The sequence below is a fragment of the Anaerococcus jeddahensis genome (genome assembly GCF_001182725.1).
GTDB lineage: Bacteria > Bacillota > Clostridia > Tissierellales > Peptoniphilaceae > Anaerococcus > Anaerococcus jeddahensis.
On sequence record NZ_CWHU01000002.1, the window covers coordinates 58,486 to 84,358 of the forward strand.

General features: G+C 30.2%; 23 protein-coding genes and 1 pseudogene. 21 read left to right on the plus strand and 3 right to left on the minus strand.

The features are described from left to right. Positions 1 to 31 precede the first annotated feature (31 nt). The 18 genes from kdpF (at position 32) to BN2087_RS00370 (ending at position 18,835) form a co-directional block, all read left to right on the plus strand. A complete protein-coding gene (gene kdpF / locus BN2087_RS09565) occupies positions 32 to 109 on the plus strand; it encodes a K(+)-transporting ATPase subunit F (protein WP_099321785.1) in 78 nt (25 codons plus the stop codon). A gap of 21 nt (positions 110 to 130) precedes the next feature. Further along, positions 131 to 448, plus strand: a complete 318-nt coding sequence (locus tag BN2087_RS00295; protein ID WP_049689905.1) for a hypothetical protein — start codon at positions 131 to 133, stop codon at positions 446 to 448. 25 nt (positions 449 to 473) lie between these two features. Continuing rightward, a complete protein-coding gene (locus BN2087_RS00300; RefSeq protein ID WP_049689906.1) occupies positions 474 to 2,216 on the plus strand; it encodes a potassium-transporting ATPase subunit KdpA in 1,743 nt (580 codons plus the stop codon). 8 nt (positions 2,217 to 2,224) lie between these two features. Next, positions 2,225 to 4,279: a potassium-transporting ATPase subunit KdpB gene (gene kdpB, locus BN2087_RS00305; RefSeq protein ID WP_049689907.1), complete on the plus strand. Its 2,055-nt coding sequence runs from the start codon at positions 2,225 to 2,227 to the stop codon at positions 4,277 to 4,279. 10 nt (positions 4,280 to 4,289) lie between these two features. Then, positions 4,290 to 4,895: a potassium-transporting ATPase subunit KdpC gene (gene kdpC / locus BN2087_RS00310; RefSeq protein ID WP_049689908.1), complete on the plus strand. Its 606-nt coding sequence runs from the start codon at positions 4,290 to 4,292 to the stop codon at positions 4,893 to 4,895. An 85-nt stretch (positions 4,896 to 4,980) separates the two neighbouring features. Beyond that, positions 4,981 to 5,715 (plus strand): response regulator transcription factor, encoded by a 735-nt coding sequence (locus BN2087_RS00315; protein ID WP_049689909.1) that lies wholly within the window; start codon positions 4,981 to 4,983, stop codon positions 5,713 to 5,715. After that, positions 5,702 to 7,627 carry an ATP-binding protein gene (locus BN2087_RS00320; protein ID WP_049689910.1) on the plus strand — a complete coding sequence of 642 codons (1,926 nt, stop codon included), beginning with the start codon at positions 5,702 to 5,704 and terminating at the stop codon, positions 7,625 to 7,627. The genes BN2087_RS00315 and BN2087_RS00320 overlap by 14 nt, the downstream gene beginning before the upstream one ends. 1,071 nt (positions 7,628 to 8,698) lie before the next feature. Further along, entirely contained in the window at positions 8,699 to 8,884 is a 186-nt protein-coding gene (locus tag BN2087_RS09050; RefSeq protein ID WP_280641569.1) for a helix-turn-helix domain-containing protein, read from the plus strand. Positions 8,885 to 8,922: 38 nt separating this feature from the next. After that, positions 8,923 to 9,285 (plus strand): hypothetical protein, encoded by a 363-nt coding sequence (locus BN2087_RS09225; protein WP_049689911.1) that lies wholly within the window; start codon positions 8,923 to 8,925, stop codon positions 9,283 to 9,285. Continuing rightward, positions 9,276 to 9,467: a hypothetical protein gene (locus BN2087_RS00330; RefSeq protein WP_049689912.1), complete on the plus strand. Its 192-nt coding sequence runs from the start codon at positions 9,276 to 9,278 to the stop codon at positions 9,465 to 9,467. Before BN2087_RS09225 ends, BN2087_RS00330 begins: the two co-directional genes overlap by 10 nt. A 4-nt stretch (positions 9,468 to 9,471) precedes the next feature. Continuing rightward, a complete protein-coding gene (locus BN2087_RS00335; protein ID WP_049689913.1) occupies positions 9,472 to 10,611 on the plus strand; it encodes a cation diffusion facilitator family transporter in 1,140 nt (379 codons plus the stop codon). Further along, positions 10,595 to 11,302, plus strand: coding sequence for a hypothetical protein (locus BN2087_RS00340; protein ID WP_148485511.1), 708 nt, complete (start codon positions 10,595 to 10,597; stop codon positions 11,300 to 11,302). The genes BN2087_RS00335 and BN2087_RS00340 overlap by 17 nt, the downstream gene beginning before the upstream one ends. A 599-nt stretch (positions 11,303 to 11,901) precedes the next feature. Continuing rightward, the gene (locus BN2087_RS00345) at positions 11,902 to 13,320 is read left to right on the plus strand and encodes an aspartate ammonia-lyase (RefSeq protein WP_049689915.1); all 1,419 of its coding nucleotides are present in this window, start codon (positions 11,902 to 11,904) and stop codon (positions 13,318 to 13,320) included. Positions 13,321 to 13,336: 16 nt separating this feature from the next. After that, a complete protein-coding gene (locus tag BN2087_RS00350) occupies positions 13,337 to 14,641 on the plus strand; it encodes a dicarboxylate/amino acid:cation symporter (protein WP_049689916.1) in 1,305 nt (434 codons plus the stop codon). Between the two features lie 2 nt (positions 14,642 to 14,643). After that, entirely contained in the window at positions 14,644 to 15,360 is a 717-nt protein-coding gene (locus BN2087_RS00355; protein ID WP_049689917.1) for an aspartate/glutamate racemase family protein, read from the plus strand. Positions 15,361 to 15,368: 8 nt separating this feature from the next. Then, a complete protein-coding gene (locus tag BN2087_RS00360) occupies positions 15,369 to 16,277 on the plus strand; it encodes a LysR family transcriptional regulator (protein ID WP_049689918.1) in 909 nt (302 codons plus the stop codon). A 13-nt stretch (positions 16,278 to 16,290) separates the two neighbouring features. Further along, positions 16,291 to 17,649 (plus strand): class II fumarate hydratase, encoded by a 1,359-nt coding sequence (locus BN2087_RS00365; protein ID WP_049689919.1) that lies wholly within the window; start codon positions 16,291 to 16,293, stop codon positions 17,647 to 17,649. Between the two features lie 10 nt (positions 17,650 to 17,659). After that, positions 17,660 to 18,835 carry an NAD(P)-dependent malic enzyme gene (locus BN2087_RS00370; RefSeq protein ID WP_049689920.1) on the plus strand — a complete coding sequence of 392 codons (1,176 nt, stop codon included), beginning with the start codon at positions 17,660 to 17,662 and terminating at the stop codon, positions 18,833 to 18,835. Positions 18,836 to 19,005: 170 nt separating this feature from the next. On the opposite strand, the gene msrB is transcribed toward BN2087_RS00370, so the two are convergent. Next, positions 19,006 to 19,443, minus strand: coding sequence for a peptide-methionine (R)-S-oxide reductase MsrB (gene msrB / locus BN2087_RS00375; protein WP_049689921.1), 438 nt, complete (start codon positions 19,441 to 19,443; stop codon positions 19,006 to 19,008). A 121-nt stretch (positions 19,444 to 19,564) separates the two neighbouring features. On the opposite strand from msrB, the gene BN2087_RS00380 reads away from it, so the two are divergent. After that, positions 19,565 to 20,803: a pyridoxal phosphate-dependent aminotransferase gene (locus BN2087_RS00380; protein ID WP_049689922.1), complete on the plus strand. Its 1,239-nt coding sequence runs from the start codon at positions 19,565 to 19,567 to the stop codon at positions 20,801 to 20,803. A gap of 311 nt (positions 20,804 to 21,114) precedes the next feature. Here BN2087_RS00380 and BN2087_RS00385 read toward each other — a convergent pair whose 3' ends face one another. Next, entirely contained in the window at positions 21,115 to 22,857 is a 1,743-nt protein-coding gene (locus BN2087_RS00385) for a hypothetical protein (RefSeq protein WP_049689923.1), read from the minus strand. Positions 22,858 to 23,004: 147 nt separating this feature from the next. Further along, positions 23,005 to 23,646 (minus strand): SdpI family protein, encoded by a 642-nt coding sequence (locus tag BN2087_RS00390; RefSeq protein ID WP_049689924.1) that lies wholly within the window; start codon positions 23,644 to 23,646, stop codon positions 23,005 to 23,007. A 134-nt stretch (positions 23,647 to 23,780) separates the two neighbouring features. On the opposite strand from BN2087_RS00390, the gene BN2087_RS00395 reads away from it, so the two are divergent. After that, positions 23,781 to 25,157, plus strand: a complete 1,377-nt coding sequence (locus BN2087_RS00395; protein WP_049689925.1) for an NAD(P)/FAD-dependent oxidoreductase — start codon at positions 23,781 to 23,783, stop codon at positions 25,155 to 25,157. 162 nt (positions 25,158 to 25,319) lie between these two features. Next, a pseudogene (gene infC, locus BN2087_RS00400) lies at positions 25,320 to 25,873 on the plus strand (translation initiation factor IF-3).

Consider the following 25,873-nt stretch of genomic DNA (forward strand, 5'->3'; position numbering starts at 1 on the left):
TTACAAGTAATTAATTATTTTGGAGGTTTATATGTTACTATTATTAATTGTTATTTTAGGGGTTTTATGCTATTTGTTTTATGCACTGATTAACCCTGAGAAATTTTAAATATAGTTTTGGGAGATAAGTATGAAGGAAATTATGAATTTAACTAAATGTGATTCTAATAATTGTTTGAATGATTTTTGTTCCTTAATAAAATCAAAAATTGATTTGGGAAACCTTGACGAATGTTTAGAATTGGTAAAAGATAAAATGAAAGAATATCCACATAGTCCAGTTCCTCACAATTTGTTAGGTATTTTGATGGAAATAAGAGGAAACCATGAATTGGCTATGAAACACTTCAGGGCTGCTTGGGAATTAGACCCTTGCTATGAACCTGCTAGTAAAAATTTGGAAAATTTAGCAATATATGGCACAAATAAAAAATATATATTTTCGTAAGAAAATTGTGTAAGTAGGAGAGATTATGTTACAAATATTATTAACATTACTAATATTCTTAGTCATTATATTTCCATGTGGAAATTACTTATATAAAATGACTAACAATAAAAAAACATTCGCTGATCCTTTATTTGATAAAGTGGATTCAGGAATTTTTAAAATTTTAAAGATTGAAAAAAGTGATATGGACTGGAAAGAATATGCATTGTCATTGATTCTTTTAAATGCGTGTTTGGTTCTACTTTCATATCTAGTTCTTAGAATTCAATCTATAGGGATATTTAATCCAAATAAAATAGGCTCTATGGAGGAAACTTTAGCTTTTAATACAATTATTTCTTTTATGACTAATACTAACTTGCAACACTATGCTGGTGAATCAGGCTTGTCATATTTTTCTCAAATGTTTGTGATTATTATGATGATGTTCACTTCAGCAGCTAGTGGATATGCAGCTTGCGTAGCAATGATAAGAGGAATACTTGGAGAGAAGATGGGAAACTTCTTTGTAGATTTTATAAAAATCATAACAAGATTTTTATTACCAGCATCTATTATTGTTGGATTATTATTGGTGTCTCAAGGAGTTATCCAAAACTTTAATTCTAATATTTTAATTAAAACTATTGAGGGCAAAAACCAAGAACTTGGTGCTGGTCCTGTAGCTGCTTTGGAAGCAATTAAACATTTGGGTACTAATGGTGGAGGATTTTTCGGAGCCAACTCATCAACTCCTTTTGAAAACCCTAATATTATTTCAAATATTATAGAATTAATTTCTATGATGTTATTGCCAGGATCATGTGTTTTCATTTTTGGAAAGATGGCACATGATAAGTTTATTAAAAAATCAGCAAGTGAAAATAAACAAATACCAGAGCACACAGATAAAGCTATGGCTAAGAAAGTTTGGCTGGGCAAAGAAGGCCAGTCAATATTTATTGCCATGTCCATATTATTTGTAATAGGCTTGGGTATTTGCTATCATAATGAGCTTAATGGTGTAAACGGGGCAAGTCTTTCTGGAATATCTCACAATATGGGAAATATGGAAGGAAAAGAGATGCGTTTTGGCATTGCCCAATCTTCATTATTTACAACAGTTACAACGTCATTTACTACTGGAACTATTAACAATATGCATGATACACTTACACCTTTGGGTGGCCTAGTTCCTTTGCTTCACATGATGTTAAATGTTGTATTTGGTGGAGCAGGTGTAGGACTTATGAATATGTTAATCTATGCTATCTTAGCAGTATTTATATGCGGTCTTATGATTGGTAAGACACCGGAATATCTAGGTAAAAAAATTGAAGGTAATGAGATGAAACTTGCAGCTTTATCAATTATCATTCACCCACTTTTGATTCTAGGTTTTTCTGCACTAGCAGTTAGTATAAATCCTGGACTTGAGGGTATTACTAATCCAGGATTCCACGGACTAAGTCAAATACTATACGAATATTCTTCATCAGCAGCGAATAATGGCTCTGGTTTTGAAGGTTTGGCTGACAATACAATCTTTTGGAATATAACTTGTGGATTAGTAATGTTTTTTGGAAGATATTTAGCTATTATTATCCAGCTAGCAATAGCAGGAAATCTTTCTAAAAAAATAGATATCAATGAAACTGCTGGAACATTAAAAACTAATAACTTAACTTTTTCAATTATTTTAGTAATAATTGTTTATATATTTGCAGCACTAACATTTTTGCCAGTACTAGCTTTAGGACCAATAGCAGAATGGTTGGTACTATAGGAGGAAATATGGTTAATAAGAAAACAAAATTTGTAAGTAAAGATATAATGAAGGCTTCTATTAAAGGGGCATTCTTAAAATTAAATCCTAAGTATATGATAAAAAACCCTGTAATGTTTGTAGTAGAAATTGGATTTATAATTTGTCTATTACTTGCTTTTTTCCCAAATTTGATAAATGATGGAAGCGACAATGCAAGTAAATACAATATGCTTGTTTCCATTATTTTGTTTATAACTTTACTATTTGCAAATTTCGCCGAATCCGTAGCTGAAGGTAGGGGAAAGGCACAAGCAGAGACATTGAAAAAAACAAAAAAGGATACTAAGGCTAGAAAAATTTTAGATGATGGAAAAGAAATTGAAATCTCTAGTAATGACCTAAAAAAAGGAGACGTAGTTTTAGTAAAAGTAGGCGAAATAATCCCTAATGACGGTGAAATAATTGAAGGTATAGCAAGTATTGATGAATCTGCAATCACTGGTGAATCCGCACCAGTAACTAAAGAAAGTGGAGGAGATTTTTCTTCAGTGACGGGAGGTACACTTGTTGTATCAGACTGGATTAAAGTTCGTATAAGCTCAGATCCTGGTGAATCATTTTTGGATAAGATGATATCTCTTGTAGAAGGAGCCTCTAGACAAAAAACACCAAATGAGATTGCTCTAAATACCTTGTTGGTTTCCTTAACTATTATATTTTTGATAGTTATCATAACCCTACATCCAATAGCTAACTATTCTAATGTAAAAATTTCAGTTTCTACATTGATAGCTTTAATGGTGTGCCTAATCCCTACTACAATTGGTGCATTACTTAGCGCAATCGGTATAGCTGGTATGGATAGGGTTACTAGATTCAATGTCATAGCAATGTCAGGTAAGGCTGTAGAAGCTTGTGGTGATGTTGATACAATGATTCTAGACAAAACAGGAACAATAACCTTTGGAAATAGGTTAGCTAGTGATTTTATAAATGTCGATGGAATCGACAAATCAGATTTAATAGAATATGCCATGATATCATCACTAAAAGATGACACCCCTGAAGGTAAATCTACAGTCGAACTTGCAAAAAAATTGGGTTCTAAAGTTAATCCAGCAGATTACGAAGATGCGTATTTTGTAGAATTTACTGCAGCAAACAAGATGAGTGGGATTGATTTAAAAAACGGTGTCATGATACGCAAGGGATCTGGGGAAGCTATAATAAAGTTTATTACTGAAAGAGGTGGAGATGTACCAAGCGACCTACAAGCAAAAGTAGAAAGTATTTCAAAATTAGGGGGTACTCCACTAGTCGTATGTGTAGATAATGTAATTTATGGAATTATCTATTTGAAAGATACGGTTAAGCCAGGACTTAGACAAAGGTTTGAAAGACTTAGAAAAATAGGGATAAAGACCATAATGTGTACTGGAGATAACCCTCTTACTGCAGCTACAATTGCAGCAGAAGCTGGTGTTGATGGCTATATAGCAGAATGTAAACCTGAGGATAAGATAGAAGCCATAAAGAAAGAACAAGCCCTGGGTAAAATTGTAGCCATGACAGGAGATGGAACCAACGATGCTCCAGCCTTGGCTCAAGCTGATGTTGGTATTGCAATGAATTCTGGTACAAGTTCAGCAAAAGAAGCAGCAAACATGGTTGATTTGGATTCAGATCCAACCAAAATATTGGAAGTTATAGAGATTGGTAAACAGCTACTTATAACAAGAGGTTCTTTGACAACATTTTCTATTGCTAATGATATTGCCAAATATTTTGCTATAATTCCAGCTATATTTACTCTTGCTATACCTCAAATGAAAGTATTGAACATTATGGGATTGAATAGTCCATCAAGTGCTATTATTTCAGCACTAATATTTAATGCAATTATTATTCCTTGTCTAATTCCTTTGGCAATGAAGGGTGTTAAATATGAACCGATGTCAGCTTCAAAAATGTTAGGAAAGAATATGTTGATTTACGGACTTGGTGGTGTAATTTGTCCTTTTATTGGTATAAAACTAATAGATATATTAGTATTTCCTTTACTTGGTGTATTAGGAATATGAAGGAGACTAAATGAAATTTATAAAAAAATATAAAAGTGCATTTTATTTAACAATATTTGCATTTATAGTATGTGGTATAATTTATCCACTTTTTATGACGGGAATAGCTCAATTAATCTTCCCAAAACAAGCAAATGGTAGTTTAATAAAAGTAGATAATGAAGTAGTTGGATCTGAATTAATAGGTCAAGATTTTACTGATCCAAAATTATTTCATTCGAGACCATCAGCTGTTAACTACAATGTCTATGAAGATGGAGACAAGTATGATGGATTAGCTTCTGGTAGTAAAAACTTAGCAGTAAGCAACCCTAACCTAAAGAAAAGAATTAACGAAGATATAGATAAGTTTATTAAAGAAAATCCTACGGTATCAAAAGAAGATATCCCTGAAGACATCATAAGCCAATCAGGCTCAGGTCTCGATCCACACATTTCTGTCAAAGCAGCTCAATTACAAGTTGATAGAGTAGCAAAAAATACAAATCTCTCCAAAGAAAACTTAGAACAACTGATAAAACAAAATACTAGTGAAAAAGCTTTGGGAATCTTTGGCGAACAAACTGTAAATGTATTGAAACTAAACATAGACTTAGTAAGTGAAATGAAAAAATAATATTGTAATATAAGGCCTCAGGTAATCATAACTTGAGGCTTACAATGATTTGACCAATATTTTGCTATAAAGAAGGTAAGTATATATGAATGAAAATATAAAAATATTAATTGTAGAAGATGACAGAGCTGTGAGAAACTTGATATCAACAACATTGCAGATAAATGATTATGAATATGACCTAGCGATTGATGGTAAAAATGCTCTACAGCTAATGACTTCAAATAAATATGACATAGTTTTTATTGACTTGGGATTGCCTGACATTGATGGAATAGAAATAATAAAAAAATTCAGAGATTTTTCGACTACTCCAATTATAGTAATTAGCGCTAGGACCAATGATGAAGATAAAATAGAAGCCTTGGACGCAGGGGCAGATGATTTTTTGACCAAGCCATTTAATGTTGATGAACTTCTTGCAAGAGTTAGGTCAACCTTAAGAAGAATAAACTATGCTGAAAATAATAGTGTTGAAGACAAAATTTCATTTGAAAATGGAGATATAAGAATAGATTATCCTTCGAGAAGCGTATTTATTAAAGGTGAAGAAATACATTTAATGCCAATAGAATATAGTTTATTATGTTTATTAGCAGAAAATGTTGGCAAGGTTCTCACACATCAGTACATCCTAAAAAACATTTGGGTCAATTACCTAGCATCTGATCTCTCTTCTTTGAGAGTGTATATGACCTCTCTTAGAAAAAAGATAGAAAAATTAACTGACGATAAGTATATCCAAACTCATGTTGGAGTTGGCTACAAGATGATTAGAATCAATAAATCAGGGGAAGATGAAATAAATGGATTTAATTGATAGAGATTTGATATTAGTATGTATATCTGAATCCCAATCTAATAGTCAGGTAATAAAAGAAGCCAATGAGATAGCTCAAAATGAAAAAGCTAAACTAATTGCTCTATATGTATCTGATAGAGATAAGTTTCAGGAAAAAAAGGACAATGACTACCTACAAGACAATTTAAGTCTAGCGGAAAACATAGGGGCCATGGTTGAGATTATATATGATGACGATATAGCAAGCCAAATAGTAAACTTTGCAAAACTATATAAAGTAAAAAAAATTGTAATAGGAAAAAAACGAAATGATTTTAAGCTATTATCTTTAAATACCAGCATATATGATCAAGTGGTAAAAAAATCTGACAGAATAGATATTTACGCTGTTCCAATAAATGATAAGGTCAAAACTTATGGATTTAAAGAAAACAAAAATATATCAAAAGATTTGTTAATTGCTTTTATAATACTAGCAATCAGCACTCTAATAGGTTATATATTTTATGCTTTTGGCTACAGTGATGCAAATATAATAATGATCTATATACTAGGTGTATTTTTTATTGCCCTTGTAACTTATGATGAATTAGTGAGTTTTATTTCATCTGTAATATGCGTATTAGCCTTTAATTATTGTTTTACTAAGCCAACTTTAAGTTTATCAGTATCTAATCCTGAATATATTATTACTTTTTTAGTATTATTAATAGTATCATTTTTGACAAGTAAGCTAGCAAGCCAGATAAGAAAAAATGCAAAGAACTCATCAAATATGACATATATAACAAAGCTTTTGTTAGAAACAAATCAACTTTTACAGACTAAAATATCCAAACACGAAATCATAGAAACAGGCTGTAATCAATTATCAAACCTACTAAATAGAAATATAGTTTATTACGATATAGTAGATGGGGAAATTCAGGATCCACTAATTTTCAAGGATGATTTTAGGGATGCTGATAAAGAATTTCTCAAAGAATTAGAAATAGTAAAGTGGGTATTTGCCAAAAACAAAAGTGCAGGTGCTGGCACAGAATATTTGCCAGATGCCAAGTACTTATATTATGCAATCAGATTTAATACAAGTGTGTATGGGGTTATAGGTATACATTTGGGTAAAGATAGGCTAGATTCCGTAGAAAATAAAATTTTACTAGCAATCCTTGGAGATATGTCTTTGGCTTTAGAGAAAGAAAAAATTTTAAAGGATAAAAACGAAGCTAATTTGAGAATAAAAGATGAGCAATTGAAAACAAATCTTTTAAGATCAATCTCCCATGACTTAAGAACGCCCCTAACAACTATTTATGGAAATTCTGATATACTACTTAATAATTCGGAAAACTTAACAGAAACAATGAAATTAGGACTATATAGAGATATTTATGATGATTCACAGTGGCTACTGAATCTTATAGAAAATTTACTTTCAGTAACTAGAGTTGAAGAAGGTAAAAGCAAACTAAAAATAGAGCCACAAATGGTTGAAGAAGTCATAGAAGAGGCCCTAAAGCATGTAAGCAGAGATAAAAAAAATCACAATATAACTGTTGATATAGATGATGACTACCTAATGGCTGATATGGATGTGAGGTTAATAATACAAGTCATCATAAACCTTGTAGATAATGCTATAAAATATACTTTTGAAGGGTCAAGTATCAATATAAGAGCCTACCAAGATGCAAACAAAGTCATAATCCAAGTGGCAGATAATGGAAAAGGAATTGAGGATACCGATAAGAAAAAAATATTCCAAAAATTCTATTCGGCTAATAACAAAATCATCGATAGCAAGAGGAGTATAGGTCTAGGCTTATATCTTTGTAGGATTATAGTTAAGGCCCATGGTGGCGAAATAAGTGTAACGGATAATATACCAAGTGGATCTGTATTTACTATGGTTTTGAAAGCTAGCCAATAAACGATAAACTATGTTTTATACTTTGTACAAATATAAAAGAATTATAATATGATACAATTAAAAAGAGCTACCAAATTAAATAAGGTGACCCGGGTCTGTAAACAAATTTGTGTATCAACCTTAATCCTGATAAAAAGGTTCTATAATAAATCGTGTTGGTAGAAGTAGATGAAACTTCTGTCAGCACGGTTTTTTTGTAAAAAAAGAAGACATATTTAATCATTTACCCTATAGTTGATTTTTAATTACCAACACGATTTGACAAAGAGCAAAAAAACTGACCTCTTTAAGTTGGTTTTTAAGTCAAGCTTTTGGGGGTCATTTCACTGCGCCGGTGGTTTTTATTATTAGCTAGATGTATTTTGGCGTTTATATAGAATCTTTATAAATATTATTAGTTTTTGTCCAGTACTGGGATTGGGACGGGACTAAAAATTTGAAAATGTCCTATAATTAGGTGGATTTAGTGATACTCTAAAAAATAGAACCTAGTATTTTGAATGATTTGGGATATATCGGACGTTTGAAAAAGAAGAATGGGAATAAAAATAGCTAGAAGAGTTATTTTTATGTCATGACCAAATTTTTGAAATGAAATTTCAAAAATTTTAGGTCTGGCCCTTCTGTAATTAAAAAAGTAAAATTCGACGAAAAGGAGCATTTTGCTTTTTTTATTACTAATGGGAATAAAGATACAAGATAACTTGAAAGGGAGATGCCTAAAAATACACGTTTATCGTGGTATGAAATGATTAAAAATCATTAAAATAAACCTAGTTCCCTTCCAAAATACTTCCAGGATTTTGGATATTAAATGCAAGATTGATAATTCATCTTGCATTTTTTTGTTTGAAAAATTTATTTTTCTAACAATTATTAAAATTAAAGAAGATAAAATAAATTATAATTGTGCATTTAATTTTATAAGTGATTTTGCTGTAAAATTAATTTATCATATAATCTTAGAGCTATAAGAAGATTCGTAATTATGATAGAATATAATTGAATTAAATTTCATACTTTTTATTCAAGTGAGAAAACGATGAAAATTTTAGTAAAATTATTTTTAAAATAGACCAGGTTTTAGAAGAAAAAAATATAAGCAAAAATAAATTAGAAAAAGAAGCAAATCTTCAAAGGGCGCAACTTAATTCTTATTGTAATAATAAAGTTAAAAGAATTGATTTAGAAACTATAGCAAAGATTTGTTATGTTCTTGATTGTAAGGTTGAAGATATTATGGATTATGTCATGTAATTAAATGAATAGATACGAAATAATAAAAAATAGGTAACATGCATCAGATTGGTAACACTGAATCAGGAGAGTTTAGTTATGTTCTAGCACTTAAAACTGTTGGGAAAAATATAAAAGATTACCAAAAAGCTGATCAATTAGATGGCAGTATTACTTTTGTAATGTCAGGAGTTACAAATACAGGGGTAAGAAACTATATTTCAAATCCTATAGTTATGTTCCATAAAAATTCAATTACCGTAGATATTTTTGGTAATACTTTTTTTAGGAACTATGATTTTAGTGCAGGATATGATACTGGAGTTTATTGCAATGATGAAAAAAATTATCAGAAAATGATTTACTATTCATTAGTGTTTAGTAGGAAAATCACTGTTAGGCAAATTTTCTTATGGTCATAAATTACGTAGTTCACGCAGTAAAAATTTTTAATGAAACTTCCTTTAATAATGATAAAATAGATTGGACCTATATGGAGACTCTCACACAGGCTATTAAAAAACTTTTAATTAAAGATCTTGTTTTATATACAGATCAAAAGATATCCGCTAGTAAAAAAGTTACTGCTAATAATAAGGAGTGAAAAAATGTCAAATAACAATTTTGAAGTATTAAATGAATCAGAAATCCGTGGAAAAATTATTGTAAGGACGAGTATTATTGGGATAATAACCAATGTTTTATTAGCGGTCTTCAAGGCAATACTTGGGGTTTTGGTCAATTCCATTGCCTTAACCCTTGACGCTGTTAATAATTTGTCTGATGCTCTTTCTTCTCTTGTAACTATTATAGGAGAAAAACTCGCAAGCAAAGCACCAGATAAGAAGCATCCTATGGGTTATGGAAGGATTGAATATATTTCTTCTATGGTCATAGCTGCCCTTGTCCTATATGCTGGAATAACTTCTCTAGTAGAGTGTGTTAAAAAAATTATTAACCCAAGCCCTGCTTCCTACACCAAGCTTTCTATTTTTGTAATTGGTCTTGCTGTTGTAGTGAAGTTTTTCTTAGGAAACTATGTCAAAAGACAGGGAAAAAAAGTAAACTCAGGAGCTTTGATTGCATCTGGGTCAGATTCACTATTTGATTCAATTCTTTCACTTTCTGTTTTTCTTTCTGCCATTGTTTTTATGGTTTTTGGACTTTCTCTCGAATCTTATGTAGGTCTTGTCATTTCTGTATTTATGATTAAAGCTGGAATAGAAATGATTCTTTCTACTGTTGATGATTTAATTGGTCATAGATCCGATCCAGAAATGGTGAAAAAGATTGAAGACTTAGTAAAAGAAGAAGACCCTGTAATTGGGGTATATGACCTTGCACTTTTTAATTATGGTCCTAACAGATATTACTGCTCTCTTCATGTTGAGCTTCCAGACCATATGGATGTTGATGAAGTAGATAAACTTACAAGAAAAATACAATACAAAATCTATAAAAAAACTGGTATTATCTTGATTGCTCTAGGTGTTTATTCCTACAACACAAGGGACAAGGAAGCTGGGGAAATTAGAAGAACAATTGAAAGAAAGATTATGAATCACGATTGGGCCCTCCAAGTTCATGGATTTTATATAGACAAAAATAATAAAAGTATTAGATTTGATGTTATCTTTAGTTTTGATGTAGAGAGAGATGAAGCATTAAAAGTTATTGAAGAAGAAATTTCTAAACTTTATCCTGATTACAAAATTCAAATTGTTCCAGATATTGATTCAAGAGTCTGAATTTATAATTGGGGACAAAAGATATATAACAAATTTTAACATTGATTGTGAGCTTTTCTATTTATTCCCTATTTATGATTGGATTATAAATAATAATGAATATAAAGATTCATATATAGTAAAACTGCAAATAGTTAGGCAAGTAATAGTAAATAAAAGAACTTTAGAAAATACTAATGAGATATTAGAAGATAGCAAATTAGCTTACAGGAGAATAATATTTAGAAAGACAGATGATTATTTTGAACAAATTAATGAATTAAAAGATGACTTTCTTAATCTTTCAAAAAATAAAAATAATACTTTAAGAACATTGAATCTTACTTTTTTTGCATGGTTAGGTTCACTTGGAGTACAGTTACTTAATATAATTATTGGATATAATGGAAATAATTTATTGCATTATCTTTTATTCTCTAAAGGTTCGAAAAAAGGTATTGTAGTAGGAATATTTATCATAGCATTGATTTTCATATTCATAGCTTATGTTTCTGAGATCAAATCTTTACAGAAAGAATATAATGTATTAAAGCACATATATAAAGATAAAATTCTATTTGAATCAGGGGCAGATATTGAGAGTAAATTTGAACTAATTATAAAAAAACCTGAAGTTGGAAAAATTCAAATGGGAATATTTGGCATAGTTTTATTTTTATTATTGGCTAGATGTATTTGTGAATATATGTAGAATAGCTATAAATAATTATTTTTTTCGGTACTGGGACTGGGACGGGACTAAAATTTTGAAAATGTCCTATAATTAGGTGGATTTAGTGATACTCTAAAAAATAGAACCTAGTATTTTGAATGATTTGAGATATATCGTACGTTTGGAAAAGAAGAATGGGAATAAAATAAATTAACTCATTAACCAAGATGTTGAAAGAGATATCGAGAGCGTTTACAACTAGGTATACGTTCTTTGCTTAAAAGAAAAACGATCCAATAAAACGGGTCGTTTTTAATTTTTAAAATTAAATTTTAAATTAAAATAAAAATTAATAAGTGGTTGGGAAAAAATAATTAGTTATAAATTTATCTAATAGGAAAAGCTTTTACCAATCTATTTTATTGAGTGATTTTAGGAAATTTTTTATATTTTTTGATTTTTTACAAAGGCTAACACTCTAATTGTTAACACTATAAGTTTGTGCTTATGATATCGATTATAAATAAATAATTTTACTATTAAAAACGTTTTCTATATAATTATATTTGAAAATAGCTACTAATATTTATTATAATTGTAGAGGATTCAAAATATTAAGTGAATTTATGGAGGAAATTATGACTAAGTTTCGTAGAGAACATGATTCTGTTGGTGAAATGGATATATTAGAAAATGCTTATTATGGTGCAAATGCCAAAAGAGCAGAGGAAAATTTCCCAATAACAGGTCTTAAAGCTGATGATAAATTTTTGGATGCTATGGTTGAGGTTAAAAAAGCTGCAGCATTAGAAAATGAAAAATTAGCTTTAATTTCAAAGGAACAAAAAGATGCGATTATTTATGCTTGCGATAAAATTCTTAGTGGAGAATATAGAGAGAATTTTATTGTTGATCCTATTCAAGGTGGAGCTGGTACAAGCTACAACATGAATACAAACGAAATTATTGCAAATATTGCAAATGAAAAACTTGGTGGAGGCCTTGGTATTTATGATAAGGTTCATCCAAATGATGATGTAAATAAGGGTCAATCCACAAATGATGTTATTCCTACAAGTGGAAAGATCGCTCTTGTTAGATATTTTATTGAACTTAAAGAAGAATGTGGAAAACTTTTAGAATCTTTTGATAAAAAAGCAAAAGAATTCAAAGATGTTTACAAAATGGGTCGTACTCAACTTCAAGATGCTGTTCCAATTAGTTTAGGACAAGAATTTAATGCTTATCATTCTGTAATTAAAAGAGATTACAAAAGAATGGAAGAAGCAATTGAAACCTTATCAAGTGTGAACTTGGGTGGTACTGCTATAGGAACCGGACTTAATGCTGATGCTACATATGTAAATGAAATAGTAGATGTATTAAAAGAAGTTACAGGTCTTGATTTAAAACAAGCAGAAGATTTGGTTGATGGAACACAAAATTTGGACGGATTTTTATATGCATCATCAATTTTAAAAACTTTTGCTGTATCTCTTTCAAAAATCTCTAATGATTTAAGGCTTATGTCTTCAGGTCCTCAAACAGGAATTGGTGATATTAATTTACCAGTTAGACAAGCTGGTTCATCAATAATGCCTGGAAAAGTAAACCCAGTTATACCAGAAGTTGTAAGCCAAGTTGCCTTTGCTGTTTGTGGAAATGATACTACTGTAACAATGGCAGTTGAAGCTGGACAATTAGAACTTAATGCTTTTGAACCAGTAATATTTTATAAACTTTTTGAATCTCTAAGAGCTCTAAAGGGTGCAATTTATACATTGAGAGTTAATTGTATTGACGGAATTACAGCTAATAAAGAATTATTATTAGAAGAAGTTGAAAAATGCGTAGGACTTGTTACAGCCCTTGCTCCACATATTGGATATGAAAAATCAAGTGAGATTGCTCACAAGGCTCAAAATACAGGTAAAACAGTAAGAGAGATTGTTCTTGAAGAAAAATTATTGGGCGAGGCTGAACTTGATAAAATATTAGACTTCAAAAAAATGATTACACCTGGAATCTTAGAAGAGGATAAATTGGATGAAAAATAAATTTTAGGAGGATTTTATGACTGCAAATGAAAAAAAGAAAATGAGCGCAACTAAAAAAATATTATTATCAATGCTCATTGGTCTTGTAGTAGGTATAGGACTTCACTATATAGTTCCGGATGGATTTTTTAAAAAATCTATTTTGATTGATGGTGTATTTTTCCTATTCGGACAAGGTTTTGTTAGATTATTACAAATGCTTGTAGTACCACTTGTATTTTTCTCAATTGGTACTGGAGTAATGCAAATGAGAGATGTTTCTCAATTTGGTAGAGTTGCTATAAGAACTTTGGTTTTGTATCTAATTACAACAGCTCTTGCAATTGCTATTGCTTTATTTATTGCAAAAATATTTAAACCAGGAGTTGGAATGAACCTTGCTGAAGCTACAAAATCAGCAGCACCTGCAGCAAATGCAGAAGAAGCTCCAACATTAATAGAAACTTTGGTAAATATAATTCCAAAAAATCCTATAGAATCATTGGCAAATGGAGATATGCTTCAAGTAATATTCTGGGCATTTTTATCAGGAATAGTTATTGGGAAATTTGGCCAAGAATTAAAATTATTAGAAGACTTTATGAATGTTGGAAATGATTTTATGATGAAAGTTACTGCTTTAGTAATGAAGGCTGCACCAATTGGTGTATTTGCATTAATTGCTAGAACATTTACAGATATAGGACTTGGAATAGTAGGACCACTACTATCATTTTTGGGAGCAGTATTAAGCTCAATGCTAATTTTAATACTACTTGCCTACATCCCATTAATTTCTTTAACTTCAAAGAAAAGTCCAAGCCATTTCTTGAAAAAAGTATTTCCGGTTTACACCTTTGCTTTTTCATCAGCATCATCAAACGCTACAATTCCATTAACCCTATCATCATGTGATACACTAGGAATTCCAAGAGAAATTTCATCTTTTACAATTCCACTAGGTGCAACAATCAACATGAATGGTACAGCAATCTATCAAGGTTGTGCAGTAATATTTATAGCAAATGCTTATGGAATAGATTTAACATTTGGTAACTTGGTAACAGTTATTTTGACAGCAGTTTTATCATCAATTGGTACAGCAGGAGTTCCAGGAAGTGGAATGATAATGCTATCAATGGTTCTTTCATCAGTTGGACTTCCAGTAGAAGGCGTAAGTTTAATTATGAGTGTTGAAAGAATAGTAGATATGTTTAGAACAGCTCTAAACGTAACAGGTGACGTTGTATCTACATTTGTTTCTGCAACAGCAGAAAAATTATTAGATCAAGAAAGATACTTGTCAGATGAAAAACCAGAAATGGAAGAAGTTAATTTTTAATTATGAAAAATTTCTTTGTAATTTTGGGAGGAATGGGGACTTTGGCAACAACAAATTTTCTAAACGATCTAAACGAGGCCTATAAGCCAAATTCGGATCAAGAAAATTTAAATTATATGGTTTTAAACCATGCTACAATCCCCGACAGAACCTCCTTTATATTAAAAAAATCAGAAGAAAATCCTTTTGACTATTTAAAAGAGGATATAGAAAGTGTTGATAAACTTAATCCGGATTTTTATGTAATGACTTGTAATACCGCACATTTTTTCTATGACGATTTACAAAAACTCACAAAAAAACCGATTATAAACATGATTGAGCTTGTAGAAAACAAGTTAAATAAATTAAAAAAACCTTCAACAATAGGAATATTTGCAACTGAAGGAACAATAAAAAGTAAATTATTCAACAATATTATAGAAAAATGTGGTCACAAGGCCTTACTTTCATCAAAAAATACACAAGAAAATATTAATGCTTGTCTTTATGGAGATGTAAAGGAAAAAGGAGAAATAAATTTTGACAGATACCATAAAACTTTAAAAGCTATGATGGATGAGGGAGCAGAGTATATAATTATAGGCTGCACAGAAGCTTCTTTTATAAATTCTAAAGATAAGGAGAGTTCTTCTTATCCATTAATTGATAGTGAAAAGGAATTGGTAGATGCGACTTTGAAATTAGGACTTAAACTTCAAAAAAATATAGAAATTTAGGAGAAAATATGTCAGAGATGGACTTGGAATATATTAGAGCCATACTAAAATATGGGTCTATGACAGCCGCCTCAAAAAAAATTTATATTTCTCAATCAGCCCTAAGCCAACACATAATTAGGATTGAGAAAAAATTAGGAGTTGAAATATTTAATAGGGATTTTAAGCCCATAAAACTTACAGAGGCAGGAGAAATTTATAAAAAGTCCCTTGAAGACATGGAAAAATTAAAAGAAGACACCCTTTTAAAAATTGAGGAAATAAATAAGTTAAAAAGTGGAGAGATTACTGTTGGTGCAACTGACTACCAAACTTATTTTTTCCTCTCAAAAATTTTAAAAGATTTTCATAATGATTATCCAGGTATAAAAATTAACTTGGTCGAAGATAAGACCAATCAACTTAATATTTTTGCTTTAAATGGAATTTGTGATTTTTCTATAACCTATGAAACTGATAGGTTTGATGATTTGGAAAGTATAAATTTATATAGAGAGGATGTTTTTTTGGCTATGTCAAAAGATAATCCTTTAAAAAAACACCTATCAGGAAAAGGATATATAAAATCCATTGAGGCAAAAAAATTGATGGGACAGAATATTGTAAGAATGAAACAAGGACAAAATCTAATTTTGCAATATCAAGAACTTGATAAATTTACTGATAATTCATTAAAAACTGTCCTTGAGACTGAATCAATATTTATTGCCGAAAAGTGTGTAAGAGAAAATATGGGACTTGCTATCCTTCCCGAATCCATGCTTAAAGAAGAAAAGGATGATCTTATATATTTTAAATTAAAAGAAGCTTTATCATCAAGGACGACTATGATAAATTATTCAAAAAAACACAAGTTAAAAAGAATAGCAAATATTTTTATAGATAGATTAAAAGAATACGCAAATGAAGAATTTTAAATCGAGGTAAAAAATGAAATTTAGACAAGAAGAAGATTCTCTAGGAATTGTAAATGTTCCAGCAGATCATTTTTGGGGAGCACAAACTGAAAGATCTTTAGAAAATTTTCCTCAAGAAGTTGAAAAAATGCCACATTCCCAAATCATGGCAATAGCGAGCATAAAAAGAAGTGCTGCTATTGTAAATAATAAGGAGGGAAAATTAGATGATAAGAAAAAAGATTTGATTGTAGATGCTTGCGATAGAATTTTAAAGGGACAATTTGACAACGAATTTCCACTAACAGTTTGGCAAACTGGTTCTGGTACACAAACAAATATGAATGTCAATGAAGTAGTAAGCCATATTGCAAATGAAAATGAGAAAATTATCCATCCAAACGATCATGTAAATATGAGCCAATCTTCAAACGATGTTTTCCCAACAGCAATGCATCTTTCAACTTATAAAAATTTATCAGAAAAATTATTAAAAGAATTGCCAAAAACAATTGATGCAATTAAAAAGTTGGAAGAAGAAAATAAAGAAATAATTAAAACTGGAAGAACCCACCTCCAAGATGCAACTCCTGTAAAACTTTCTCAAGAAATTTCTGCTTGGAGAGTATGTCTTGAAAGAGATTTGAAAGTTTTAAAAGAAGTAAAGGAAGAATTGACCTACCTTGCTATAGGTGGTACTGCTGTTGGAACTGGAATTAATGCCAAAAAAGAATTTGGAGATGAAATGGCAAAAGAACTTTCAGATTTTTATGGTTATGAATTTAGATCTGATGAAAATAAATTTTACCAATTATCATCAAAATCAGCCCTTGTAAATGTTCATGGAACAATAAAGGCTCTTGCGACTGATCTTTATAAAATTGCAAATGATATTAGATTTTTATCATGCGGACCAAGATGTGGAATTAGTGAGCTTACAATTCCTGCAAACGAACCAGGCTCTTCAATCATGCCAGGAAAAGTAAATCCAACCCAAGTTGAATCAATAACTATGATTTGTATAAAAGTTATGGCAAATGATTTTGCAATTTCAATGGCAAATACCCAAGGACAATTGCAATTAAATACCTACATGCCTTTAATAATCCATTCAATGGATAATTCAATTACACTTTTATCTAAATCATTAAAGTGTTTTAGAGAAAAATTATTGGAAGGCCTTGTAGCCAACAAAGAAAATATTGAAAAAAATCTTGAAAACTCACTAATGCTTGTAACAAGCCTATCACCACATATTGGATATGATAAGGCAAGTAAAATTGCAAAATATGCTTTTAATAAGAATTTAACTTTAAAACAAGCTAGCCATGAACTTGGCTATTTAGATGATAGGGAATTTGATGAAATAGTAAAACCTGAAAAAATGGTTTAAGGAGAAAATAATGGAAAATCTAAAAGAAAAAGCACTTGAATTACACAAAGAAATTCAAGGAAAAATATCAACAGAATTAAAAACAAAATTAGAAAACAAAGATGACTTATCTTTGGTTTATTCACCAGGTGTAGCTGAGCCTTGTAGAAAAATCCATGAAAATGAAGACGATGCTTACATTTATACTGGAAAAGCAAATACAATTGCAGTTATTTCTGATGGAACAGCTGTTTTGGGACTTGGAGATATTGGACCAAAGGCTGCACTTCCTGTTATGGAAGGAAAAGCTTGTTTATTTAAAAAATTTGGTGGACTAAATGCAGTTCCACTTGTAATTGATACAAAAGATACTGAAGAAATAATTAAATTTGTAAAACAAGTTGCACCAACATTTGGTGGAGTAAATCTTGAAGATATTTCATCACCAAGATGTATAGAAATTGAAACAAGATTAAAAGAAGAATTAGATATTCCAGTTTTCCACGACGACCAACATGGAACAGCAATAGTAACAATTGCAGCTTTAATAAATTCTTTAAAATTAGTAAATAAAAAACCGGAAGATTGTAATGTAGTAATTTCAGGAGTTGGAGCTGCTGGATCATCAATTGTAAGAATGTTAAATGATTTTGGAATTAATGATATATATGCTTTTAATTCTAGAGGAATTTTAAGAGAAGGCGAAGAATATTCTAAAGACTTGTACAACAAACTTGCCAAAGAAACAAATAAAGAAAATAAGAATCTTACATTAGAAGAAGCAATGGCAGATGCAGATATTTTCGTAGGAGTTTCTGTACCAAATAAAGTAAGCAAAGAAATGGTAAAATCTATGAGACGTGACCCAATAGTTTTGGCTATGGCAAATCCAGATCCAGAAATTACCTACGAAGATGCAAAAGATGCAGGAGCAAGAGTTGTTGGAACAGGTAGAAGTGATTATCCAAACCAAGTAAATAACGTTCTAGCTTTCCCAGGACTTTTCAAAGGAGCATTGTCAGTTCATGCAACAAAAATTACAGAAAAAATGAAAGTTGCAGCTGCTGAAGCTATAGCAAGTTTAATCCCAGATGATAAAATTTCAGAAGATTATGTAATTCCATCAGCCTTTGACTTAGGAGTTGCTGATGTTGTTGCAGAAGCTGTAGCAAAATGTGCAAGAGAAGAAGGAATTTCTCAAAAATAAAAAACTTTAAATTCTCCCAAAATTTTGGGAGAATTTTTTTGCGAATATTTATTTTTTTAAATTTTAATTTAAAATCAATATAAAAAATGAGCTAGAAATTTATGAAAATTCTGGCTCATTTTTTTCTTTTTATTTGAATAAATCAAAATCTATATTATTAAAATTTATTTTTAATTTTCAAACAAAATCAGATACTCTTCATATCCTTCTTCTTTTAATTTCTTTTTTGGAATAAATTTAAGGCTTGCCCCGTTTATACAATATCTTAAACCTCCCAATTCTTTTGGACCGTCATTGAAAACATGGCCTAGGTGAGAATCTGCCTTTTTAGATTTAACTTCTGTTCTAACCATGCCGTGAGAAAGATCCTCGTTTTCTTTTATATTATCTTCTAGTGGCTTTGAAAAAGAAGGCCAGCCACAACCAGAATCGAATTTATCTAATGATGAAAATAAAACTTCTCCGCTTATTATGTCTACATAAATTCCATCCTTATAAAAATCATTGTAGATACTAGAGAAGGGTTTTTCTGTACAAGCATTTTGAGTAACCTCGAAAGACAATCTAGATAGGTTTTCAAGTCTATCTTTTTTCAATTTTTCATCCATAATATCCTCCTTACAAATATTTTACTAATTTATAATAATTTAGGCAATAGTTTTCTTGCTTTTAAAAAAATATGATTAGTGATACAATATTTTAAATAATAATGAAAAAAAGGGGAAAATTATGGGAAAAAATATTATAGCAGATCATGCAAAATGGCCAAGGCTTGAAGATGCCATTTTTAAAGTTAATGGAGAATGTAAAAAAGCAATTGAAAAATTTGGAAAAGAAAAAGTTATAAATTCAACTCTTGGAACTTTGATTGACGATGATGGAAATATTATTGCCTTTGACAGTGTTTATGATACTTTAAAAAATATGGACAAAAAAGATATAGCAAGCTATGGGGCAATTGAGGGCGACAAAGATTATTTAGATTTGGTAATTGAAAAATGTTTTGGGGCTTATAAGCCTAATGGATTTATAAAATCTGTTGCAACAGTCGGAGGAAGTGGAGCAGTTAGGCATACTTTTTGGAGCTTTTCAGAAGCTTGTGATTATGTAATTTGTCCAAATTGGTATTGGCCAGCTTACGCTACAATGTGTGAGGAATATAATAGGGAATTTTTGACTTATGAATTTTTGGATGAAAATTTTGAATTTAATTTAGAAGAATTTACTAAAGCCTTGGATTTTTCTTTAGAAAAAAAAGATAGGGCCCTTTGTGTATTTAATTCGCCTGCAAATAATCCAACAGGATTTACTATTGAAGATTCTATGTGGGATAAAATTTTAAAAATTATAAAAGAAAGGGCGGTTGAGGGAAAATTTATTACGATTTTACTTGATGTGGCCTATATAGAATTTGCAGGAGATGGCAGGCAAAAGAAATTTTTTCAAAAATTTGGAGATTTACCAGAAAATATTATAACAACAGTAGCTTATTCTATGAGTAAATCTTACACAGCTTACGGACTAAGGTCAGGAGCTTGTATTATAATTTCATCAAATGAAAAAATTGCAAACGAGGCTTTCGATTCAATGAAACACTCAAATAGGGCGATTTGGTCAAATATAACCCATGCAGGGATGAATATTTTGGTAGATTTAGAAAGGGATGAAAAAAAGAAAAAATCCTACGAAAAAGAATTAGAATTTTATAGAATAATGCTTGAAAAAAGAGCCAAAGCCTTCACAGAAAATGCGAAAAAAGTAGGACTTGTAACACTTCCATATTTTGGTGGATTTTTCATATCAATTCCTTGCAAAAATTCAAAAGAAGTTTCTGAAAAATTAAAAGAAACAAATATGTATATAGTTGCAAATAAAGAAGGATTAAGATTTGCAGTATGTGCAGTAAGCGAAGAAAAATGCAAAATTTCACCAAAGCTTATTAAAGATGCAATGGATGAAATAAAATAAAAGATGGCCTTTATAATGATTAGGCTCGTTAGGTTCATTAGTCTCATAGTGTAGACAAAGTCATTTAAAAATAAAATTATATTAAAACCCATCGCGACTAGGTGCTTGTGCCTGATTTGGCAGAATCATACCTAAAACTAAATGCGAAAGCACGAAGAGGTTGCAATGCAAACGTGTTTTAGTATAGGTAAAACGAACGGGCGGAGAAATCTCTTGAGATTTGTCCACTCACTTCGTTTGGTCGAAATAGAAGTGTCTTTAGTTTGTCACAACAATCTGAGTAAAAAAATAGACCCTTGGGTCTATTTTTTTTACATATTTTTAATCAATTCAAAAAGCTCGATTGCTGCTGATCTTGGTCCTTCAAATTCCATGTGGCTTAGGCCTAATTGGGTTTTGATTGTTCCGACTTTTATATTATTTTCAAATAAGTTGTCAAAATATTTATCCAAAAGCTTATCGCATTCTTCTTTCTTTTGAACTGGGCCAAATGGATTCGCAAAGTATGTTTGAACTAGTCCTGTTTCTGTTGTTGTTCCTTTGGCAAGTCTTGCCCCTCTTTTGAAAACTCTTAAAGCTTCTTCTTTTTTATCAAAAATTTCAATCGAATTACAACCGTCAAGCACTGCTGAATAATTGTCAGCATATAGGAAAAAGTCTACCGGGTATCCCAAATTTATTTCAGCAAAAGTTGCAACTGGCATTATTAATCTTGAATTTATTTTATCTGGATTCATAAAAATTGACCTGTCAATTTGTTTAAAGGCATAGCCTGCATCAAGGTCGTCAAGCCTTACAAAAGCACCAATTTCTGTTCCATAAGCGTAAACTTTTCCGTTTTCAATTCTAAACGAACCCATATCATCAAAGACTATGGTCATCTCTTTTATATAATCTTTGGCAAGAGTTCTGAAAGCTTCTATCGATTCACTTTTTCCAGCTCCGCTGTCGCCAAGAATTACAATATTTACAGTTTTATTATTTTGTAAAACTACAGAAAGTCCCGCGCCGTGGATTGGCAAATATCCTTTTCTAATATTTATAACATTATTTAAAGTAAGGACCATCTTCTTTAAATATCCAAAATAATCAACCATATCAGAGTAGGCAACATATCCTACATACAATTTATTTTCCTTATCATAATAAAAAGAATTCTTTCTTTCACCATTATCTTTTGGTCCGTAAATATAAATAGCGTCTGGTTTTTTCTCTTCGATTTCTTTTACATCAGCAAGTTCAAAAAGGTTTGATGCAGAAACTCCGTGGGTCAGTAAATCCCTGTGAAAATAAATATAAATTAAATTATCTCCAACTTTTGCTGGATAGCAAAAAAAGTGAGGGGAATTTATATTAGAATCTAAAATTGGATTTTCATAAACTTCCTCAAAAATTCCATCTCTTTTGTTTGATTTTGTGTAGGTTATGTATGGAGTTTCAATCATAACTTGGGTGATAAAAGGTATATCAATTAAACTTTGGTAAATTTCTGGATATTTTTTATTAAAATGCCTAATCATAATTGAGGCATCGGCAGCTGCTGGGACTTGCCTATAAACTTTTGGCCATTCTCCCAAAACGCTCATTTCAATTCTTCTGTAAGCTTGAAGAATCATATTTTTTAATTTTTCATTTATTTCAACAAAATTTACAACTCCAACTCCTCTAGAATCTTCTTTTTGTTCAATTATTGAATATCTTTCAAGATTTCTCCAATAATCATAAAATTCCTCAACGATTTTTAATAAACCCTCTTTTTCCTTATTCAAATTATGATATTTATTAATCTTAGAAGAAACCTCATCAATATTCATAACTGTAAGAAGTTTTAAAATATCGGTAAGCTCTCTTGCAAGAGAATCTACTGAAGAATTTATAAAAAATTGTTCTATGTAGGCATAAACCCTCGTTGAATCTTTTTTGTGATAATTTATAAATGATTTTGTCAAATCAAGAAAAGACTCACTATTTAAAAGCTCATTTACATCATTAAAAAATTGTTCTGACAAATTAAGGATAGCCTTGTTGCCAGTTATTGAAAATTCTTTACTCATTTTATCTCACTTTCTTTATTCTTTTCCATTTTTGTTTATAATTTTACTAATTATATATCAGATTAAAGTAAAAAACAAGAAAAAAAATTCTTTGTAAGAAATTTTATAAAAATATACTTATGAAATTCTTACAAAGAAGCAATAAATTCATCTAGAATTTTTTCTATATATAAGATATGAATAAATAAAAGTCAATAAAGAAGATATGACCAAGGATGCAAGAAAAGAATAAAAACCAAAATCTAGCGAAATTGTTAAAAATACTAATGATAAAATCCCACTAAGAAAAAACAAAACGCCTGCAAATTTTTGAGTTTTTTTCCAAACAAAATCATCTTCCATAGCCCAAGAAGTTCTAAAACCCATAGTGTAGTTTCTTTTTATCTTTGGCATAAATATTCCACTAACAGTAACTAAAATTGAAAATAATACCAACAAAATTCTCCCTACATCAATATTATCATTGAAAGTTTTCCAAACTGTTAAACTTACAATCAAAAAATTTAAAACAGGAATAAAAAATAAAAAAATGTGCTTGTAAGATTGATCGTGCTTGTCAGATTTTGGATCAAGGCTAATTATTAAAAAAAGTGCTATATAAATTAAAATCATAAAAATAATAACAAATAAAAGCGCCTTGGTTTTATTGGCATAAAAATTAGCGTTTGAATCTAAATCATAAGAAATTGGAATTCTTTCTGGTAATCTGTCATAAAAAATTATGGAAATTATAATTGATATGGCAAAAATAATTCCAGAAACAATAAGATTTTTTTTATTTTCTCTCATTTGGACCTCCTTTTTAATTTTATAGCTTTATTATATTAAATTTTGGGCTAAAAGTATATCAAAATAAGTTTTATTTCATTTTTATTATTATAAATGCTATAATAACTATGTATGTAAAAGAAGAAAGGAATATTATGAGAGAATATGATGTTGTAGTAGTAGGAAGCGGTGCTAGCGGATCTTTTATGGCCTACGAATTTACTAAATTAAATTCAGATAAAAAAGTTTGTGTAATAGATGAAGGAAGAAAAGTTAAGGCTAGAAAATGTCCAATTTCAGAAGGAAAAGTTGATTCTTGTATTGGGTGTAAACCTTGTAACATAATGTACGGATTTGGTGGAGCAGGAACCTTATCTGATGGAAAATATAATATTACCACAAATTTTGGTGGAGACTTACATAATTATATTGGAGAGAAAAAAGCTTTAGAATTAATGGAATATGTAGATTCTGTTTTGATGGGTTTTGACAAGGGAGATGCAAAACTTTATTCAACAGAAAATACTGGCCTAAAAAGAGAATGTTTAAGAAATGATCTTCACTTGTTAACAGCAAAAGTTCGTCATTTTGGTACAGAAAGAAATAGAGAAATTTTACAAAAAATCTACGATTATGTAAAAGATACAATAGATTTTGAATTTATGACAAAAGTTATAAGTGTAGAATTTGAAGACGGATATTATTTTGTAAAAACTGACAAGAATGAAATAATAAAATGTAAATATCTTGTTCTTGCTGCAGGAAGGTCTGGTTCAAAATGGATTTCAGAAACTTGCCAAGAATTTGATGTAGAAATGAAAAAAAATAGGGTAGATATTGGAGTTCGTGTAGAAGTTCCAGCAGAAGTTTTCAAACACATAACAGATAAAGTTTATGAGGCAAAAATTGTTTATCAAACAAAACAATACAACGACCTTGTAAGAACATTTTGTATGAATCCATACGGAGAAGTTGTAACAGAAAATACAAATGGAATTATGACAGTAAACGGACACTCTTATGCAAATCCAGAATTACAAACAGAAAATACAAATTTTGCCCTTTTGGTTACAAATAAATTTACAGAACCATTCAAGGATTCAAATGAATACGGTGAATCAATAGCAAGAGTTTCAAATATGCTTGGTGGTGGAGTTTTGATGCAAAGATTTGGAGATCTTGTAAAGGGAAGAAGATCATCAGAAAGAAGAATGAAAAAATCTTTCTTAAGGCCAACCCTAAATGCAACAGCAGGAGACTTATCACTTGTAATGCCAAAAAGACAACTAGACGATATAATCGAAATGATTTATGCTCTTGATAAAATTGCACCAGGAATGGCAAACGACGATACACTTTTATATGGAATCGAAGTTAAATTTTACAATTCAGTTGTAGAAGTAGATGATAAATTTGAAACAAGCAAAGAAAATTTATTTGTTCTTGGAGATGGATCAGGAGTAACACATTCCCTTTCTCAAGCATCTGCTTCTGGAGTTGAGATGGCAAGAATATTAAATGAAAGAAATTAATAAATTTTAAAATAAAAATTTGACAAAAATTAGAAATTCTTGTATCATAACAAAAGAGAGTTAAGAAGTACCCAATACTCACCTGCCGACTCAAGTTTTCAGGTTACAATCTCTTGTTAGAAAATTTTCTAATTATATTTTGTATTTTAATGGGTACTTTGAGTGCCCATTTTTTTATGCGAATATTTTGGAGGTAAGTTATAAAAGATTTAAAAATTAATGACGAAATTAGAGACAATAAGCTTAGACTTATAGACGAAGACGGATCACAAATTGGACTTGTATCAAAAGACGAAGCATTGGATAGAGCTTTCGATAAACATTTGGATCTTGTATTAATGTCACCAAATGCTAAGCCACCAGTTGCAAGAATAATGGATTATGGAAAGTTCAAATACGAACAAGAAAAAAAAGCTAAAGAAAATAAGAAAAAACAAAAAACAACTCAAACAAAAGAGACAAGATTTAGCTTAAATATTGAAGATCATGATCTATCAACTAAGGCTAATCAAACAAAGAAATTTTTAAACAATGGCGACAAAGTTAAAGTTTCTGTAAGATTTAAGGGTAGAGAATTGGGTCATAAAAACTTAGGCTATGATTTATTAGATAAATTTATGGAATTTGTAGGAGATTGTGCACAAGTTGATAAGAAACCAGCAATGGAAGGAAGATCACTTGTATTATTCATCTCACCAAAGACAGAAGAAAATTAG